General features: G+C 66.1%; 6 protein-coding genes and 2 pseudogenes. All 8 read left to right on the plus strand.

What is annotated here, in order from left to right; all coding sequences use genetic code 11:
• Window positions 1-587 precede the first annotated feature (587 nt).
• The 8 genes and pseudogenes from DJ73_RS10005 (at window position 588) to DJ73_RS10035 (ending at window position 16,114) form a co-directional block, all read left to right on the plus strand.
• On the plus strand, window positions 588-6,758 hold the full coding sequence (locus DJ73_RS10005) for a malectin domain-containing carbohydrate-binding protein (protein WP_094557871.1): 6,171 nt from the start codon (window positions 588-590) through the stop codon (window positions 6,756-6,758).
• Between the two features lie 128 nt (window positions 6,759-6,886).
• The gene (locus DJ73_RS10010) at window positions 6,887-8,914 is read left to right on the plus strand and encodes a PKD domain-containing protein (RefSeq protein ID WP_094557872.1); all 2,028 of its coding nucleotides are present in this window, start codon (window positions 6,887-6,889) and stop codon (window positions 8,912-8,914) included.
• A gap of 9 nt (window positions 8,915-8,923) precedes the next feature.
• Entirely contained in the window at window positions 8,924-9,754 is an 831-nt protein-coding gene (locus DJ73_RS10015; protein WP_094557873.1) for a hypothetical protein, read from the plus strand.
• Window positions 9,755-9,996: 242 nt separating this feature from the next.
• A pseudogene (locus DJ73_RS20980) lies at window positions 9,997-10,362 on the plus strand (sulfite exporter TauE/SafE family protein); the annotation flags it as partial.
• Window positions 10,358-10,894: pseudogene (locus tag DJ73_RS10025) on the plus strand (zinc-binding dehydrogenase); the annotation flags it as partial. The pseudogenes DJ73_RS20980 and DJ73_RS10025, both read left to right, overlap by 5 nt.
• A 75-nt stretch (window positions 10,895-10,969) precedes the next feature.
• On the plus strand, window positions 10,970-11,137 hold the full coding sequence (locus DJ73_RS20310; protein WP_170938305.1) for a hypothetical protein: 168 nt from the start codon (window positions 10,970-10,972) through the stop codon (window positions 11,135-11,137).
• A gap of 272 nt (window positions 11,138-11,409) precedes the next feature.
• The gene (locus DJ73_RS10030; protein WP_094557874.1) at window positions 11,410-14,670 is read left to right on the plus strand and encodes a right-handed parallel beta-helix repeat-containing protein; all 3,261 of its coding nucleotides are present in this window, start codon (window positions 11,410-11,412) and stop codon (window positions 14,668-14,670) included.
• Between the two features lie 4 nt (window positions 14,671-14,674).
• Window positions 14,675-16,114 (plus strand): PKD domain-containing protein, encoded by a 1,440-nt coding sequence (locus DJ73_RS10035; protein WP_094523221.1) that lies wholly within the window; start codon window positions 14,675-14,677, stop codon window positions 16,112-16,114.
• Window positions 16,115-16,161 lie beyond the last annotated feature (47 nt).

Genomic DNA, 16,161 nt, shown 5'->3' on the forward strand with positions numbered 1-16,161 from the left:
TTGGTTGCGGCTCCGGCATCGCCAGTCGTTCGCGGGTGGCCGTCTACCCGATTTAAGAATTTATATCATCGCTGATATGTCGTTTCATCCTCGGGAAACGTTTGAGCGGGCGACCGGGCGCGGGCGACCGTGATCGGGGCGCGGTACGGCCCGATCGGCTCTCGTCTCCACGGGAAGCGGAATCAAGCGACGACCGCCTCGCAGCAGCCCTCCGACCCGCCGGTATCACCTGTATAACGGGATCCGGTCGGAACGTCTCGGTATTGTATCCGAGAAATAATATATAAATTGAACCGTCGCCTGTCCGTCGTCACGCGATCTCGGTGAAAGTCGTTCGACAGGTCCGATCACCGTGGAGAGCGAGTTGCGATCCCGTCCTGAGGGCGCCTTCAGGCGCCCGTTCAGGGGTGTCAGGAACGCCAACGAGGGGTCCCTGAAAAATAATTTATCTGATTATTCAGTTTCTACTTAATTATCGGTCTACTGTAGCGACCTACGTTCCGCCGACGCGAGGCCGCTTCGGCGGGGACGAGAGCGATGATATATACCTCAACAAACACGATCGGTCGAACAGGAGGCCCGCGAGGATGAGCCGAGCGGGCAGAGAACAGGCGTTTGCGGTTCTGTTCGCGGTGGTAATGGTGACGTCGATGATCGCGGGCACGGCCGCGATACCCGGCGGGGCCGCCGCGGCCCCCGGCGACGTCGTTCACCGCGTGAACGCGGGCGGTGTGGTATCAGCAACGGACGGCGGACCGGACTGGACGGACGACAGCCAGTACATCGTCAACGGAGACAGTGATACAGCGGATAACCCGGCACCGGACGGGTTCGATAGCTCCGTCCCGAGCTACGTTCCCTCCGGCGTCTGGACGAACGAACGGTACGATCCGCCGACCGACGGCGAGTTGAACTACGAGTTCGCCGTCCAGTCGGGCCAGCAGGTCGAGGTCCGGCTGTACTTCTACGACGGGTACTCCCAGACTAGCGCCCCCGGTGACCGCGTCTTCGACGTCAGCGTCGAGGACCAGACCGTCGAGGGCTTCGACCCGATTGCCGAGTACGGCGACCAGACCGCCGGAATGGAGTCTTTCAACGTCACGAGCGACGGGACGATTGATATCGACTTCGCGCACGTGAACGAGAATCCCCAGATCAACGCGATCGAGATCGTTGAGTCCGAGCCGGAGCCGGACACGCTCGGCGGGCCGAGCGAGGTCGACTTCGGCACGGTCGTCACCGGTGACAGCGGCACCGAGACCGTGACGCTCACCAACCTCGGTGGAAGCGGCGATCCGGATATCGACATCTCGGACGTCTCGGTGACGGGGTCCGACGCCGACGAGTTCTCGACCGGATCGGCGTCACAGTCGACGCTCGCTCCCGGCGAGTCCGCCGACTTCCCGGTGACGTTCACCCCGTCGGACGCACAGCCGAAGGCGGCGACGCTGGAGGTCACCCATACGGGGAGTAACTCCCCGCTGACGGCCGACTTGACCGGTGAGGGCGCGAGCGACGTGCCCGTCGGGTTCGGCGTCAGCGGTCTCGACGTCAACCTCGGGAACCCGACGTCGCTCGACTTCGGCCCGGACGGTCGGCTGTACGTCTCCCAGCAGAGCGGGGAGATCAAGGCCTTCGAGATTACTCGGAACGGACCGAACGACTACGAGGCGACCGACGCCGAGGTCATCACGGCCGTTCAGGACCTCCCGAACCACGACGACGACGGCGAGTACAACCCGGGCGTCACCAACCGTCAGGTGACGGGCCTCACCGTCGAGGGGACGGCCTCGGCGCCGGTGATGTACGTCACGTCGAGCGACCCGCGGATCGGCGCCGGCGGCGGCGGGAACGACGTGGGACTCGACACCAACTCCGGCGTCGTCTCGCGGCTGACCCAGCAGGGCGACGGGAGCTGGGACCACGAGATGCTCGTGCGCGGCCTCCCGCGCTCGGAGGAGAACCACGCCAGCAACGGCGTCCAGTACGACGCGGAGGAGAACGTGCTGTACGTCGCACAGGGCGGCCACACGAACAAGGGCGCCCCGTCGAACAACTTCGCGTACACGCCCGAGTACGCGCTCTCGGCGTCGATCATCTCGGTCGACCTCGACCAGATCGACTCGATGTCGGAGAAGAACGCCGCCAACACCGACGCGTCGTACGTCTACGACCTGCCGACGCTGGATCCGTCGTCGACGTCGACCGCCGGACCGTTCGGCGGTCAGGACGGCGATAACATGGCGAAGTGGGTCTCGAACGGCCCGGTCGACGTGTACTCGCCCGGGTGGCGGAACCCGTACGACATCGCGCTGAACTCCGAGGGGCAGCTGTACTCGACCGACAACGGCGCGAACCCCGGCTGGGGCGGCGTGGTCGTGAACGAGGGCCCCGCGGGAACGTGTACGAACGCAGAGAACGAGCAGGACGAGTTCTCCCCGCCGGGCGTCTACCACGTCGACGGCGAGGACTACTACGGCGGGCACCCGAACCCGACGCGCGGGAACGCGACCAGCGAGTTCGGCGGCGCGGTCGAGAGCGGGCTCCACGACGCGGTGAACTGCGACTACCGCGACCCCGCCGGCGACAACCCCAGCGCCGCGCTGGAGACGTACGGCCCGACCCCGCAGGGGATGGACGTCTACGAGGCGTCGAACTTCGGCGGCGCGATGCAGGGCGACCTGCTGCTGGCGATGTGGAACTCCGGTGACGTCAAGCGCGTCGAACTGAACGCCGACGGCACCGAGGCCACCGACACCGAAGACATCTTCGAGAACATCGGGAACAATCCGCTCGACGTTCACGCGCAGGACGATGAGGGGCCGTTCCCGGGCACCGTCTGGGGGGCTACCTACGGTAGCAACGACGTCACGGTGTTCGAACCGAACGACTACGACGGCTCGGTCGGTGGGACGTGTACGGCCAACGATCCGAGTTCGCCGGAGTACGACCCGGACGGTGACGCCGACGGCGACGGCTACACGAACGCCGACGAGAACGCGGTCGGGACCGACCCCTGTTCGCAGGCCTCACAGCCCGAGGACAGGGATCAGGACGGGAATCCCGACTCGCTCGATCCCGACGACGACAACGACGGGATCCCGGACACCGAGGACCCGTTCGCGATCGACCCACAGAACGGGCTCGACACCACTGTCCCGGTCGACCGGCAGTTCGCGGCGGGGCAGTACCCGCAGTCGCTGTTCGGTCTCGGATTCTCCGGCCTGATGACGAACGGGACGGACTACGCCGACCTGTACGACGGTTCACAGGTCCGCGCCGGCGGCGCGACCGAGAAATTCTCGGTCGACGCCGTGCCGTTCGGCGACGCGTACACGGACCAGAACTCTCAGGCGTACGCGTTCCAGTACGGCGTCGACGCGCCGGACGAGCCGTTCGTCGTCCGGACGACCGTCGAGGCGCCGTTCCCCGACGACATGACGCCCGAGAACTACCAGGCCGCCGGGATGCAGGTCGGGACCGGCGACCAGAAGAACTACGTCAAACTGGTCGCCTCGGCCCAGGACGCCAGCGGGAACCCGAACGGCGGCGTCCAGTTCCTGCTCGAAGAGGGCGGGACGGTTGCCGACAGCAGTTCCGTGGTGCTCTCCGAGCCCGGTGTGGTCGGGAGCGGCCAGGAGATCGACCTCTACCTGACGGTCGACCCGACCACCGATCCGACGCCGAACGACGGCTCCGCGGACGCGGCCGTGACGGCCGCCTACTCGGTCAACGGAACCGAGACGGTCGAGTTCGGCGAGACGTTCGCGGCGCCCGAGAGCTGGTTCGCAAACAACTCCATCACCGACGCCTCGGGGAACTCGGTCGAAGTGGGCACCGCGGTCGGGATCATCAGCACGGCCAACCAGGCCGACGAGACGTTCTCGGCCTCGTGGGACCGACTGACCGTCACCGCCGTCGGGGCGAACACGCCGCCGACGGCCGACGCGGGCGCGGATCAGACTGTCGACGAGGGGCAGACGGTGACCCTCGACGCGTCCGGGTCGTCGGACCCCGACGCCGACGACACGCTAGGCTACTCGTGGACCCAGACCGGCGGCCCCGACGTCGGCTTGAGCGTCCAAGACGGCGCGCAGCCGACGTTCGCGGCGCCGGCCGTCTCCGCGGAGACGACGCTGACGTTCGAGGTCGAGGTCTCCGACGGCGACGCCGCCGACACCGACACGGTGACCGTCACCGTCGAGGACACCGACGGCGACACGTCGACCGGAGCGGTCGTCGCGGCGATCAACGCCGGCGGCACCGAGTACACCGCCAGCGACGGGACGACCTACGCCGCCGACGACTACTTCGACGGCGGGGACACGACCACCGCGGGCGACGCCGGTATCCCCTCGGACATACAGATCGACGGTACCGACGACGATCCGCTCTACACGAGCGAGCGGTTCGGCGGCGAGAACGGCGGGAACTTCGGCTACGACGTCCCGGTCGACAACGGTACCTACGAGGTGACGCTCCAGTTCGCCGAGATCTACCAGGGCGTCTCCTCGAACGACGGCGACAGCGATCAGACCGGCGACCGCGTGTTCAGCGCGTCGATCGAGGGCCAAGAGCTCCTCACGGAGTACGACATCCACGCCGATGTCGGGGCGCTGAACGCGACCGACAAGACGTACACGGTCGAAGTGACCGACGGCACGCTGAACGTCGACTTCACCGCCAGCGCCGACAACGCGAAGGTCTCCGCGATCAAGGTGACGGAGGCCCAGACCGGCCCGACCGACGGCGAGGCGACGCTGACGGTGGACGCCGGCGAGGGGATCGATGCGACGACCTACGACGACGGGTCGTACGAGATCACCAACACCGGCGACGAGGACATCGAGGAAGTCACGCTCGACCTGAGCACGGCTGCCTTCCCCGATGTTGTCTCCGATCCGGACGGCACAGCCGGTGACCAAGGTGCGAAGGGCTTCACGCCCGGGAGCAGTGCGAGCACCGTGGGCCTGGTCGACGGGAGCGTCTCGGTCCCGCACAACGGCGTCAACGGGTCCGACGGCTACGACGTGATCACGGTCACGTTCGACGACTTCCAGCCCGGCGAATCGTTCGCGTTCGCCATCGATAACGACCCGACCAGCATCAAGGGCGGCTCGAGCGCCCAGAGCGGCGAGGCCGGACCTATTTCGGGGCTGGAGCTGTCCGGATCGACGATGACGGCCGCGTTCGCCGACGGGGCGACCGCGGAGACGAGCGTGTTCAGCGACGGCAGTGCGGGCGGCTCGCAGGGGGTCGCCGACGCCGACGTGGCGCCGGCGCCGACGATCGGCGTCGAGGGGGTCCCGCTGGACGCGGGTGCCCTCGATGCCCGGCACAGCGCCGCGACGGTCGCGGCGGCGAACCAGACCGTCACGATCGACGGTCAGCCCGGCGAGACAGTCACGCTCCTGCGGATCGAGGGCGAACTGAACCTGATCGAGGTGCCCGACTACGACGGCACGCCCGGCTACGACGTTGAGGAGTACGAGGCCAACAACGCCGTCCAAGTCGAGGAGTACACGACGACGGTCGGACAGGACGGCACCGCGACGGTGCCCGTCACGCTGACCGACTCCGCGGAAAACGGGGGGTTGAACTACTTCGTCGCCGCCGCGGAGGACGGCGAGGGCGAGACCGGTCTCGCCTCGAACGCGGTCGTCTTGGAGCTCGAACCGACCGAGCCCAACGACCCGCCGACGATCGGCGCGATCACCGACCAGGGCGTCACCGAGGGCGAGTCGGCCACGGTCGACGTGCCCGTCTCCGACGCCGACGCCGACGACGACCCGACGCTGTCGGTGAGCGGCCCCGGCTTCGTCACGGTCGACGACGCCGACGACACGCTGACGATCGCGCCCGGCGACGGGACGGTCGGCTCCTACACGGTCACGGTCACCGCCGACGACGGCCAGGCGACCGCGACCGAGGAGTTCGCCGTCCACGTCGACGAACCGAATCAGGACGGCGAGGTCGAACTCGCGGTCAACGCCGGCGGCCCGGCCTACACGGCCGCGGACGGGACGGAGTACGTCTCCAGCGGCACCGCGGGCGTCTTCACCGGCGGGTCGGAGACCACCGCGGGCGACGCCGGGATCCCGTCGGACCTGGCGATCGGCGGTACCGACGACGAGACGCTCTATCAGAACGAGCTGTACGGCAGCAGCGCGCAGGACACCCCGAGCGCGCCGAACGTCTCCGCGGCCGTCGATAACGGCACCTACGAGGTGACGCTCCAGTTCGCCGAGATCTACCAAGGCGTCTCCTCGAGCGACGACCCGGACTCCACGGGACCGACCGACGGGACCGACGAGAACGACCGGCTGTTCGACGTGACGGTCGAGGGCCAGCAGGTCCTCACGGAGTACGACATCTACTCCGAGGTCGGTCCGGCGAACGCGTCGGACAAGACGTACACGGTCGAGGTGACCGACGGCACGCTGAACGTCGACTTCGCGGCGACCAACGACAACGCGAAGATCAGCGCCGTCAGGGTCGAGTCGCTCGGGGAACCGGACGACGGCCCGGGGCCGGTCGGCAACTTCAGCGACGCGCCGACCGACCCGGACGGCGACGGCGTCTACGAGGACGTCAACGGCGACGGGAACGTGACCACGACCGACGCACAGGCACTGTTCGCCAACTTGAATAGCCCGACTGTCCAGGACGATGCGGACGCGTTCGACTTCAACAGCGACGGAAACGTCACCACCAGTGACGCTCAGGCGCTGTTCGCCGAACTCGTCGGAGGGAGCTGATCACTCCATGTCACAGTCTTTCGACTCGACACTCCGACGCGACGCGGGTACTCCAGAGGATTCTCAGTCCGAATCCCGTGTTTCGACCGCAAGAACTGGTTCGAACCGAACCCCAACGACGAAAAATAATGAACGATAACACAGCAAACCGGTATACCAGAACGCTCGCGGTCCTACTGGCGACGCTCACCGTCCTCTCGATGGTCGGTGGCGTCGCGAGTGCGGCCGGGGTGACGACACTCAGCGTATCGCCCGCTCAATCAGACCTCACACCCGGCGAGACGACGACCGTCCAAGTCGTCCTCGACGATGCCGACGGCGGCGTCGGTTCCGGACAGATCGGCATCCAACTCAGCGATCCGGCTGTCGCGGAGATCACTGGCATCAGTGCGGGTGAGTCGCCTGGGAATTCCCAGCCCTCGATTTCGAACGACGGGTCCTCGGCGAACGTTCTCTACGCGTTCGACAACACCACTGACACCGGTGCAGTCACCGTACTGACCGTCACACTCGAAGGCCAGTCACCCGGCACGACTTCACTGTCGATCGTCTCGCCGGCCGAGGCTGGTGGGCCAGACCAGATCTTGGAGTTCGGTGACGAGGGTGGTACTCCCTACACCATCTCTCAGACCGATAGCGCCACCGTGACCGTCACGGACCCGAACACGGCACCGACGGCCGCCGTTAGCGGCCCGTCGAGCGCGCAGGTCGGCGAGCAGGTGAGCTTCGACGCCTCCGGCTCCAGCGACGCGGACGGCTCGATCGAGAGCTACGAGTGGGAGTTCGATGACGGCACGACCGCCACCGGCGCGTCGGCCAGTCACACGTACGACGCCGCGGGCGACTACGAGGTTGCGCTGACCGTCACCGACGACGACGGCGCCACCGACACGGCGACCCAGACGGTCTCCGTGAGCGAGGCGCCCGATCCGGCGAGCTTCCAGGTCTCGAGCCTGAACGCCGAGTCACCGGTCACGCAGGGCGACGACGCCTCCGTGACCGCGACCGTCGAGAACGCGGGCGACGGGTCCGACACGCAGACGGTCGCGCTCGACGTCGACGGAAGCGAGGTCGACAATGAGTCGGTCACGCTCGACGGCGACGCGAGCCAGCAGGTGAGCTTCGCGGTCGCCACCGCCGGTCTCACGGTGGGCGATCACGACGTGACGGTCTCGACCGACGACGACAGCGCGTCGACGACGTTCGAAGTGACGGCGGACGAGCCGGCGAACCAGGACCCGTCGGCCGCGTTCGACGCCACGCCCGCTGACCCGACGGTCGGCGAAGACGTGACGTTCGACGCGTCCGCCTCGACCGACTCCGACGGCTCGATCGAGAGCTACGAGTGGGACTTCGACGATGACGGGACGACCGACGCGTCCGGCGAGCAGGTGACGAACGCCTTCGCCGCCGCCGACGACTACGCGGTCACCCTGACCGTCACCGACGACGACGGCGCGACCGCCGAGACCACACAGACGGTCTCCGTCAGCGAAGCGCCCGACCCGGACCCGCCGACCGACGGGCCATCCACCGAGGTCAGTCTCTCGCCCGAGAGCGAACTCGTCGCGGTCGGCGACTCGGCCGAGTACGACGTCGTGGTCGACGACGCCGACGGCGGCGTCGGCGTGTACTCGATGACGGTCACCGTCGACGACCCGAGCGTGGCGTCGATCACGGACGCCAGCGTCTCGAACGTCGACGAGAACCTCACCGACGTCGAGATCGCCGAGGACGGTTCCTCGGCGACGATGGAAGCGGTCCTCGTCGACACCGACGACAACGGGAGCGTGACGCTCGGGACGGTCACCGTCGAGTCCGCCGCCGAGGGGACCACGGACGTCTCGCTCGACGTCTCCGAACTCGGCGACGAGTCCGGGAACGCGTACGAGGTGACGGCCGCGTCCGGCGCCACGCTCGAGGCGTCCACCCTCGTCGTCGGTGACTCCGACGCCCCGGCGCAGGACCCGGACGGCGACGGCGTCTACGAGGACGTGAACGGCGACGGCAGCGTGGACGTCCTCGACGTCCAGACGCTGTTCGCCGACCGCGACGGCTCGGTCGTGCAGAACTCGCCCGACGCGTTCGACTTCAACGGGGACGGCGAGTTCTCGCTGCTCGACATCCAGACGCTGTTCGCCGAGGAGACGGGGTGAATCAGACAGATGTCAGGTATCGACGCTCCGACGGCGCCCGCGACGGCGGTCCTGTTGGGGGTGCTGCTGCTGACCGCGACGGCGGTCCCGGCCGTCGCGGCGACGGACACGCCGGTGCGACTCGCCGGGGCCGACGAGCCGACGGTCGTCGGCGAGACGACGACTGTCGACGTCGTCGTCGGGAACGCCGACGGCGGCGTCGGCGCGTACGACCTGACGGTCGCCGTCGACGACCCGAACGTGGCGGCGGTCGTCGACGCGGAGGTCGCCGGCGACTCCGGAGCCCGTGACGTCGCGGTCGCCCCGGACGGCTCGAACGCGTCCGTCCGCGCGGCGATGTTGGACACGGACGACGCGGGCGCGGTGACGGTCGCGACGGTCACCGTCAGGGGCGAGTCAGTCGGCTCCACCGACGTCGCCGTCTCCGTCGAGACGCTCGGTGACGAGGAGGGCCGGGCGTACGCGGTGACCGCCGAACGGGGCGCCTCCGTCGCGGTCACCGACGACGGTGGCTCGACCGACCGGTCGGACGACGACGCGGCGGACGACCAGACGGACGGCTCCGACGGCGACGGAACCGACGACTCCGACTCGAATTCGGGCTCGGAGTCCGGCACGGAGCGCGGCTCCTCGTCGGACTCCGCGGCGAACGGGACGGAATCGCCGCCCGCCGGCCAGTCGGCGGGAACCGGGGCCGACGCGGGGGACGGTGACTCGGAGCGAGAGGTCCCGGTGGAGGTGAGCGGGTTCGGCTCGCTCCCGTCGCCCGCCGCGGCCGCCTTCGTGCTGTTCGCCGGGGCGGCCCTGATCTGCGGGGCCCTCTACCTGCGGCGGCGCTGACCGTCCGGGCCGTCGGCGGTCGGGCGCGTCGGCCCGCCGCTCGCGGCCCCCTCCCTCGCGCGGGAAGCGGCCGCCCGAGCGGCGTGAACTCAATTTTTCAACCACTTCGCTGATATTTCACCGTCGAGAAACGAATCCGAACACCGTACCCTCCTCCGGTCGAGAATTCGATGATTTCATCCGAATTATTAGTAATAATAACTAATTCATACGCATCTCGGCTACCGGTCGTTCACGATTCAATGAGCCCCTCACTGTCGAGCGAGGTGCAGCGTAGCTTCCTACGCTATCAGCACCTGCTCGTGTTTCTCGCCCCGCTCGCGTTCGTCGCCGGGGTGTACGGCTTCGCACCGACGCCCGCCGACGCCGGGATCGACTACTGGACCGCGTACTGGTGGCTGTTCGTCGCGTTCGTCACCGGGGCGACCACCGTCAACACCGTCGGCATCAGCGGGTCGGCGCTGTTCGTGCCGTTCCTCATCTTCCCGCTCGTCGCGTACCCGCTGGAGGCGACGACGCTGGTGAAGATCGGGTTCATCAGCGAGCCGTTCGGGTTGTCGAGCTCCTCGCTCGCGTTCATCCAGTACGGGCTCGTCGACCGCCGGCTCCACGGTGGCCGTGATCGGCGACGGCGCGGCCGGGCTCTGCGGCGTCCTCGCGGCGCGTCGGCTCGGCGCCGAGCGCATCGTCGCGGTGGGCCACCGCGAGGACCCCTTCGAACTCGCGGCGGAGTTCGGCGCCACCGAGACGGTCTCGGCGCGCGGCGAGGCCGCCGCCGAGCGGATCCGCGAACTCACCCACGGCGGCCCGAACCACGTGATGGAGTGCGTCGGCGCCGCGAGCGCGATGAACACCGCGATCGACGCGGTCCGGCCCGGCGGCACGATCGGCTACGTCGGCGTCCCCTACGGGGTCGACGACGAGGGGCTCGACGTGTTCGGCCTGTTCGGCGACAACGTCAGGCTCGCCGGCGGCGTCGCCCCGGTCCGCGCGTACGCCGAGGAGTTGATGGCCGACGTGCTCCAAGGCACGCTCGACCCCGCGCCGGTGTTCACCGAGACGGTCGGCCTCGACGAGGTCGCCGAGGGGTACCGGATGACGGACGAGCGCGAGGCGATCAAGGTGCTCGTCAAACCCTGAAACGCCGTTTTCACGCCCGTCGACGACCGAATCGGCGTAATGCTTTTTTGTGCCTAGCGCTTGCCAATAGTTGTCATGTGTCATCACAACATCGAGGCGCGCTCGATCGAGGAGATCCGAGAGCGCCACCGGTCCGAGGAGGCGGACGAACGGCTCGACGAGACTCCCGACGCCGACGCCGTGGACGACCCGGCGGACGACGCCGAGCCGCCGGCCGAGCCGCGGACCCCGGCCGACGACTGACGCGGCCGGGGCCGACTTCGCCTCGAACCCCGACGATTTTTCGTGGGAGATCTCGCGTTGAGGGCTGAGTCCGTATCCAGCGGTGCAGCGTCTTAAACGCCGTTTCAGGGGGAGCCTGAAGAGGTTTCAACGCGCGGAAACGACGGTTCTGGCGGCGAAATACTACCCCTCTCCCGCTACTTCATCGAGACATCTCCACCACGGAGTACTGCGATTATGCACATGCTTATCGACGACTCACGCTGGACGACGCAACGAACGGTGGTCAATAGATGACACGCGCGCGGTTCCGCGCAGTCTTCCTCGCCGCGATCATGGTGCTGTCAGTGATCGCGATGGGGGCCGGGTTCGCGGGGAGTGCAGCCGCTGACTCGTCATCGGTCGTAGTTGGTACGAATGGTGACTACCAGTCCATTCAAACCGCCATCAACGATGAAGGAGCTAACACGACTATTACCGTCCAAGACGGATCGTATGATGACTTCGTAGTCGATTCGGATAACGTTACGATAAAATCCGCTGACGGCGTAACACCCACCATTTCGGGCACATCCGATGTCCAGTCCTACCCGACGACGGTAGGTATCGACGCCAATCACGTTACCGTGTCGGGATTGAATATTGACGCAGGCCAGACGGGTGTTTACGTGGTCGCTGGGTCATCTGACGTAGACATCAGCCACAACTCAATCGAAGTTTCTCCCGGCGACGACACGTACGGTATCCTGACAGGTGACGGTCAGACCGACTTGACCATCTCCGAAAATACATTCACAACACCTGACGGTGAGGCGAACAACCACGTCTACGTTAACGGCGAGACGGCTGGCTCGTCCTCGTCGGACGTAAGCGTCACCGGAAATGCGTTTGAGGGATCCGTCGGATACGCTGTCGGTGTTGACGCCACTCCGGCTCGTGTAACGGATAACAACTTCTCAGCAGTGACGATCACGCAAGACAGAGACGTAGCTATCGAGGTCTTCTCCGACCCTGACCCGACTATTTCCGGAAACGAGGGCGCACTCGTGGACATTGTTCCCGCAGAAGGGAACTCTGACACCAATCAGATATACGCGGGCATTCAAGCCGCCGTAGACAACGCCAACCCTGGAGACACTGTTGAAGTCAGGCCTGGTAATTACAATGAGAACGTCACGGTGAACACCGAGGACCTCTGGATTAATGGTCCGAATGCGGATACACCCGGTGATAGCGACAACAGAGGAACTGAAGCGACTGTTGAGGGTCAGATTGGACTCAGCGCTGATAGCGTTACTCTCAGCGGTTTCACTGTCTCACCTAGTGTAGAGTTCACGCCAGACTCACCAACCGCTGCGGCCATCTTCACTAATAGTAACAATACTGCAATACGGAATAATATCGTAACCGGGGTTCGCGGCGACGCAACTCCTACCGGATCTTCGTTCTCAGTTCACGGTGTACAGGTATTCAAGCAAAGTCCGGAGCGGGCTACAAATATCACCATTTCGAATAATCTCATTCAGGATATCGATAACACTGGGGGAGACAGCTGGCAAAATTACGGTGGCGCAGTTGGCGTGAAGGTTCAGAATCAGCTCGATGATGTCCACGTGGAATACAACACGATCCAAGACATCCACTCGGCCGGCTGGACATACGCCGTCGCGTCCACACCTTCGAGCAAATCTTCCGTTCAGCCAGTGAATGTCGTAATTGAGGGCAATACCATGGAGGGAATCGGGAATGGCTCGGAATACGACGTCTTTGCGGACGCCACCGCTGCTCCCTATCCTGGTGTGGGAATCGGACTTGATACGGCCGGCGGTGAGGTGGAGGACGATCCGACCGCCGATGCAAGCGAAGTCACAGCGGTCAATAATGATCTGATAGGCGCTCCCGTCGGGGTGCAGAACAAGGACCTGAGCGCCACACTGAACGCTACCTCAAACTGGTGGGGTAGCGCTAACGGACCCACGGTCGACACCAACGCTTACAATAATGACAGTCAGGGTGCCGTGGCCTCCGGTAACGTGGAGTTCACGCCGTGGCTGAACGCGAGTATCGAAGATGATGCTCAGTCGTTCGCGCCCGTGACTAACGACACCGGCGGGCAGTTCGCCTCGATTCAGGCAGCGATTGACGCTGCTGATGAAAACGACACAATCGAAGTTGAATCCGGAGTCTATAACGAAAGCGTTGACATCGATACACAGAACATCACGCTCAGCGGACCTAATGCGGATACGCCGTACCACGGTGACCGGCAGCCGGAAGCGGTTATTAACGGCCCAGTTGTTGTGAGCGCGAGTGGTGTCGAAGTGGCGGGATTCACGCTCAATTCCACTCAAGAGGCCGAAGGTGTCGTATTAGCAGATTACGGCGGCAGTATGGACACGGCGACGGTCGCGAATAACACGATCCGGGCGCAGGGCGAGAACGCGAACGGAATACTGGTCCAAGGCTCGCCTGGACCGACAGAACGAGTCGTCATCGCCGGGAACGATATCCGAAGCGACGACGCTGCGGCAGTGAACGTGCTCGGAAGCGCTGAGCACAGTTCTGTCGTCATTACTGACAACATCCTTCGCAGCGATCCAGCCGGGCTCCGCGATGTTGAGACGCTCGTATTTACGAATAATGTGGTGGAAGACACCGCAGACGGTAATGTCGACTTGGAGGCTATCGGTAGTGGTGTGATCGCGGATAACGATTTCGAGACGTACGGTTCCGGTGCGATCAGTATCAATGTTTACGGATCTAACAGTGAAACGGTCGCCAACGTCTCCATCGTCCGGAACAACTTCAACGACACCGACGGCGTCGGTATCGACGCAGAGGGATCTGCTGAGCGTGTCTTCGCTCCGCTCAACTATTGGGGCGAGGACGGCACTCCGAGCGTTCGCGGTGATGCACTGTACGACCCCGTGCTTACTACCCCGTACGAGCAAGCGGACACGGATGTAGAGTCCATCCGTAACTACGGATCCTACATCGAACTGGACAGCGACGGCGAGGCGGTCGCAGTCGGGTTCTCCGCGGCGCCTGACGGAACCGCCAGCGAGATCTTCAGCGAGCTGGACATCGAAGGCAACGCGTTCACGTACGAGAACGGTGAGGGGTACGAGGAGGTCGATGCCGACGACACGTTCTCCGCCGGCGACGTGGTCGTTATCACGAACAACGGGATCGACGAGGACGTCGTCGTTCCGATAGACACCGCGGTTGAGAGCGAGGCCGCGCAACCGACCTCTGTAGAGGTCGAGAACGGCTGGAATCTCGTCGCGACCGGCGCGGCAAACGATGTTGACGAGATCCCCGTCGCACTCGGCGGCACCGGTTCGATCACCGATTCGGCCGTCCTGCAGGCTCAGCCCGAACAGCCCGGCGCACCCAACGCGCGCTTCGGCGCGTTTGACGGCACTTGGCTCCTCGTCGACGGATCTGGCGAAATCGCTACCGGATACGCCGAGGATCAGTCCCCCTCCGAATACTACGAGGAACTGCTCCTGACCGACGGACCGACTATCGACGTCGAAGACGACGACAACTAGATCCATGAACAGACAACGCATCGCAACGGTGCTGTTCGCGGCCGTCATGGTTACTTCCATGATGGCAGTCCCGGGAGCGGTGGCGGCACAGGAGAGCCCCGACCCGCCGGCGTCGTACCACGGCAGCGTCACGGTCGACGGCGAGCAGGCGCCTGCGGGCCTCGTCGTCGAGGCCGAGGTCAACGGCGACGTCGTGGACTCACTCACCGTCGAGGAGGCGGGGGAATACGGCGGCTCGGGTGTGTTCGAAGACAAACTCCTCGTCGGGAGTAACACCTCGATCGACCCCGATTCGGAAGTCCAGTTCTTCATCGACGGTGACGAAATCGAGCGGACAGAAGCCGAGAGCACAAACCCGTCGCCCGTCGAGTTTGAGTCGGGCGACGTACAGCGAGTCGATCTGACGTTCGAGGACGTCCCCGAGTCCGACGACGGGGATAATGCGGACGACGGTGATTCTCCGCCTACCGGCGGTGGCGACGCTCCTAGTGGGGGAGGTAATGGCGGCGCACCCGGTGGGGGAGGTAGTGGTGACGCACCCGGCGGCTCCGGCGGCGCCGACACGCCCGACGCGCCGGGCGACGCGCCGACCGACGAGCCGTCGGTCGAAGACGTGGTCCGGGTCCCCGAGGGCGCGACAGCGGTCGCGAGCGAGGCCGCGACCGTGCAGGCGAGCGCCGACGGCGCGTCGAGCAGCGTCGCGTTCGCCGGCGAGACGGGCGTCGAAGGCATCGAGTTCGGCGGCGCCGTCGAGGGCGACGTCGGCGTCGTCGAGCTCGACGCGGCGCCCGAGTCGACCGGACGGGCGCCGGGCGCCGGGGTCTCGGTGGTCGAGATCACGGTCCCGGACGACGCGCGGAACACGCCGGCCACGATCCGGACGCGGATCGGCGCCGACCGGCTCGAAGCGGCCGGCGCCGACGCCGAGGACCTCCGCCTCTCGCGCCACTCGGATGGCGAGTGGCAGGCGCTGGAGACGTCCGTCGTCGACCGCGACGGCGGCGACGTCGTGCTGGCGGCCGAGACGCCCGGGTTCTCCGTCTTCGCGGTGTCGGCCGTGAGCGAGCCCGAGGCGGCGATCACGGTCGATTCGGACGGGATCGAAACCGGCGAGAGCGTCACGCTCTCCGGAGTCCGCTCCTCGGACCGGTACGGCGAGATCGTCGCCTACGACTGGGACGTCGACGGCGAGACGGCGGCCGGGAGCGTCACCGAGACGACTTTCTCGGAGCCGGGCGAGTACGAGGTCGAGCTCACCGTCACCAACGACGCCGGCGAGACCGACTCGACGACGGCGACGGTCGCGGTCGAGCCGGCCGGAACCGCGGCGGCCGCTCCGGTCGAGGAGCCCGGTCTCTTCTCGCTGACGACGCTCGGCGCGGTGGTCGGGGCGCTCGTGCTCGCGCTGCTCGTCGTGGCCGCGGTCCGGCGCGCGGACCGCTGAGGCGACGGGGACCCGCGGCCGCGAGGGCGGTCCGATCGCGACCGTCC

Source organism: Halorubrum sp. Ea1, assembly GCF_002252965.1.
Taxonomy (GTDB): domain Archaea; phylum Halobacteriota; class Halobacteria; order Halobacteriales; family Haloferacaceae; genus Halorubrum.

What these genes read in the sequence shown, in the direction of transcription:
- DJ73_RS10005 (WP_094557871.1), top strand. Translation starts at nt 588, where the DNA reads ATGAGCCGAGCGGGCAGAGAACAGGCGTTTGCGGTTCTGTTCGCGGTG.
- DJ73_RS10010 (WP_094557872.1), top strand. Translation starts at nt 6,887, where the DNA reads ATGAACGATAACACAGCAAACCGGTATACCAGAACGCTCGCGGTCCTA.
- DJ73_RS10015 (WP_094557873.1), top strand. Translation starts at nt 8,924, where the DNA reads ATGTCAGGTATCGACGCTCCGACGGCGCCCGCGACGGCGGTCCTGTTG.
- DJ73_RS20310 (WP_170938305.1), top strand. Translation starts at nt 10,970, where the DNA reads ATGTGTCATCACAACATCGAGGCGCGCTCGATCGAGGAGATCCGAGAG.
- DJ73_RS10030 (WP_094557874.1), top strand. Translation starts at nt 11,410, where the DNA reads ATGACACGCGCGCGGTTCCGCGCAGTCTTCCTCGCCGCGATCATGGTG.
- DJ73_RS10035 (WP_094523221.1), top strand. Translation starts at nt 14,675, where the DNA reads ATGAACAGACAACGCATCGCAACGGTGCTGTTCGCGGCCGTCATGGTT.